Raw genomic sequence first — 3,533 nt, 5'->3', positions numbered from 1 at the left:
TGCGCCGCCAGGACGTCGCCGACGCGCTCGCCGGCGGACCGGCCGCGTCGGCGACGTCCTGGCGGCGCAGGCGGGTCTGTTTGGGCATGTTCCAGCCGAGGACGCCGGTGACCCGGCCCTCGCTGCGGTAGCGCGCGACGAAGCGTCCGGTCGCCGGGTCTCCGTCCACGACGGTCATCTCGGCCCCGGCGCCGGCGGGTACGACGCCGTGCACCTGGATCTTCGTGTCGAACTGGTCGGTCCAGAAGTACGGCACGGGGGTGTACGCGCGGTCGCCGCCGAGGATGTTGGCCGCGACGACCATGGCCTGTTCGCCCGCGTTGGTCCGGTTCTCCAGCCGTAACAGCGCGCCGAGTCGGTCGTGATGCCAGCGCGCCACGTCCCCGACGGCGTACACGCCATCGGCGGCCCGGCAACGGGAGTCGCAGACAAGGCCGTTGTCGACACGCAGACCGCTGTCGCGGAGCCAGTCGGTCACCGGATCGGCGCCGATCGCCACGACGACGAGATCCGCGGGCAGCACCTCGCCGTTGTCGAGACTCACGCCGGTGACGGCCCCGGCGGAGCCGGCCAGTGCGCGCACACCGGCGCCCAGCCGCAGCCGGATCCCGCGTGCGGTGTGCAGTTCCGCGAGCAAGTCGGCGACGCCGTGGCCGAGTTGAGCGGCCATGGGGGCGTGCTGGGGTCCCGCGAGGGTGACGTCGAGACCCATGGTGCGGGCGGTGGCGGCGATCTCGGCGCCGAGGACACCGTCGCCGACGACCACGAGTCGCGTGGCGTCCAGGAGTCCTGCGCGCAGCGCGAGAGCGTCGTCGAGGGTGCGCAGTACGTGGACACCGGCCAGGCCGCTCTGTCCGGGGAGGGTCCGGGGTCTCGTACCGGTGGCCACGACCAGCGCATCGGCGCGCAGGACGCGTCCGGAGGCGGTGCGCACCGTGCGGGTGGTGGCGTCCAGGCCGACCGCCGGGTCACCGAGGATGAAGTCGGCGTCCAGCGCCGACAGTGCTTCGCGCGGGCGCAGTTGGGCCCTGTCGGGCTGCCAGGTGCCGGCGAGCACCTGCTTCGACAGGGGTGGTCTGTCGTACGGCGGGTGTGTCTCCTCGCCCAGGACGGTCACCTTGCCCCGGTAGCCGTGGCGCCGTAACGCCTCCACCGTGGTGAGCCCGGCGGCGCAGGCGCCGACCACCAGCACGTCGGCCGCCTCGCGTTGGGCGGTGTGGGGTATCTGGTCCGCCGTGGCTCTCATCGTCGGTACTCCTCCGGCTGCGGTTCGGCGAGGAACGTGGGGGTCGCAGGGGTGGTCTCGACAGCGCCCGGCGCATGCCCCGTGGCATGACGGGGCTCGGGGCGAGGCGATCAGGGGTGGGAGGTGCGGGGATGAGGGGTCGTCAGGACCGGGTGACGGGGGCCAGCCACAGCCCCACCATGGCGTCGATCAGTCCCGTGCCGGCGTCGTGCCAGGTCGACCCGGGTGCGGCGGAGCCGAGGGCGAACGCCCGCTCCCGCTCGGCGAAGACATGCACCATCAACTGACGGGCCATGTCGGCGCGATCGGCCCGTACGTCGGCCGGCAGGTCGGCCAGGCACGCGTCGAGCCCCTGGACGATCCGGCGCAGGGACGGCGCGGTGAGTGATTCGTGGACCATGATCTCGCGCAGGGCCGGGTCGGTCATCGCCTGTGCGGCGAACCGGGCGTGCCAGGTGGGGCTGCCGAGCGTGGCGAGATAGTCGGTGGCCGGGCGTACGAGTGCGCTGACCCAGTCCCGTACGCCGGGGGAAGGGCCGATCTCGTTGACCATGCGCAGGCGGTGCTGTTCGACGGGCTCCGCGTGCTTGCGTGCGATCGCCCGTACGAGGTCCGTCTTCGTACCGAAGTGATAGCCGACGGCCGCGTTGTTGCCCTGGCCGGCCGCTTCACTGACCTGGCGGTTGGAGACGGCGAACACTCCGTGCTCGGCGAACAGGCGCTCCGCCGTGGCGAGGATCAACTCCCGCGTCGCGTCGGCGCGTTCCCCCCGGCCGGTCTTCCCTCTCACGGGCACGAGCGTACCGGCACTTCGCGCGGGGTCACCCATGGCACATCCTCGTGGTCGGCTTCGAGTACGTGATCAGTTAACCGCCCCCATCCAGTTAAAGCAAGCGACTGACTTAATCTCGCCGTTCATATGTCCGCACCCAACACCCGCAGATGGTCGCCCGTCATCGGAGTGGACTCGCCCGGCGCCCGGTTATCGAAGGGCTTCCGGCGTCTATTCGTGCCTTGTCCGAAGTCTCCGCACCACCCCACAGAAAGAGAAGTCCCCCATGCGTATTCGCACCGCAGTCGCCGCCACCGCTCTCGCCGCCCTCACCCTCCTGGGCAGCGCCGGCGCCGCCTCCGCCAACGAGCGCGGCGGCCAGCACGACGGCAACAGCATCGTGAACAGCGAGTTCGTCTCCACGTGGATCAAGGACAGCTTCAACACTGTCGTGGTCTTCGGCAACAACCTCTAAGACCCCCGTACACAGTCGTCGGCCTCCCGCGGTGATCCGCGGGAGGCCGACGGCCGTTTCCCGGGCCGGTGACGGGTCAGAGCGAGCCGGGGACGACGAACAGGCACCAGGTGACGAGCGGACCCACGACGGCGATCCCCAGACCCCAGGCCATGAGGCGGCGGAACACCAGATCGCGCTGGTCCGGCGGGGTGTTCGCGGTCACCAGCGCGCCGCTCGTGGAGAAGGGCGACGCGTCCACGATCGACGCGGATATGGCGAGCGCGGTGATGAGCCCGACGGCTCCCACCTGGCCGGTGAGCAGGAAGGGAACCGCCAGGGGGATCAGCGCCCCGAGCATGCCGGTGGTCGAGGCGAAGGCCGACACCACGGCGCCGATGAGACAGATCAGCAGGGCCCCCAGGAGTGGGGCGTCGATGCTCGCGACGCGTTCGCCGAGCCAGTCGATGGTGCCGAGACGTTCCATCTGGCTGACATACGTGACGATGCCGCAGACGAGCAGCACGGTGGACCACGCGCACTTGTCCACCGCGCCCTTGGCCGATGTCGGCGCGACCAGGGTCAGGACGACGGAGATGGTGAGCGCCATCAGACCCACGTCCAGGTCGAAGAAGAGGGCGCCGGCGACCAGGCTGAGCAGTCCGAGGAGTGTCAGTGCGCGCGGGAGGTCGAGCCGCAGGGATGCCGGTGCCGTGGCCTCGTCGTCCGCGTCCTTCCCTCCACTGGTGGCTATTCGCCCGAGCAACTGCCGTCCGCCGAAGAGCAGGAAGATGATGACGCACAGGCCGACGTTGAACAGGAAGGAGGCGGTGAACAGCGTCGCGGGGCTGCCGGGCAGATCGTTGCGTTCGACGACGTTGTTGGTGATGCTGCCGAAGACCCCGATGGGCGAGAAGCCGCCGGCGCTGGCCCCGTTGGCGATGAACAGCCCCATGAGCACGGGACTTATCCCGTACGCGACGGCGAAACCGAGCCCGATGGGCGCGACGATTCCGACCGCCGCGGGCGTGACGGCGCCGACCGCCGTGAGAACGGCGGTG

At 70.6% G+C, this 3,533-nt stretch carries 4 protein-coding genes; 1 reads left to right on the top strand and 3 read right to left on the bottom strand.

Annotation, left to right across the window (positions count from 1 at the left end; all coding sequences use genetic code 11):
- Window positions 1-1,246 (bottom strand): NAD(P)/FAD-dependent oxidoreductase (locus tag BHU15_RS36505; RefSeq protein ID WP_069631014.1); only part of this gene is annotated, 1,246 nt, incomplete at its 3' end.
- A 142-nt stretch (window positions 1,247-1,388) separates the two neighbouring features.
- Complete coding sequence (locus tag BHU15_RS36500) at window positions 1,389-2,036, bottom strand: TetR/AcrR family transcriptional regulator (RefSeq protein ID WP_069631015.1); 648 nt, start codon at window positions 2,034-2,036, stop codon at window positions 1,389-1,391.
- Between the two features lie 268 nt (window positions 2,037-2,304).
- On the opposite strand from BHU15_RS36500, the gene BHU15_RS40805 reads away from it, so the two are divergent.
- Complete coding sequence (locus BHU15_RS40805) at window positions 2,305-2,493, top strand: hypothetical protein (RefSeq protein WP_069631013.1); 189 nt, start codon at window positions 2,305-2,307, stop codon at window positions 2,491-2,493.
- 76 nt (window positions 2,494-2,569) lie between these two features.
- On the opposite strand, the gene BHU15_RS38930 is transcribed toward BHU15_RS40805, so the two are convergent.
- The coding region (locus BHU15_RS38930; RefSeq protein WP_079128627.1) for an SLC13 family permease at window positions 2,570-3,533 on the bottom strand (964 nt) is incomplete at its 5' end.

The organism is Streptomyces niveus, from assembly GCF_001723055.1.
GTDB classification, from domain to species: Bacteria; Actinomycetota; Actinomycetes; order Streptomycetales; family Streptomycetaceae; genus Streptomyces; species Streptomyces niveus.
The sequence above is the reverse complement of the archived record's forward strand: the minus strand, read 5'-3'. Positions and strand labels throughout refer to the sequence as shown.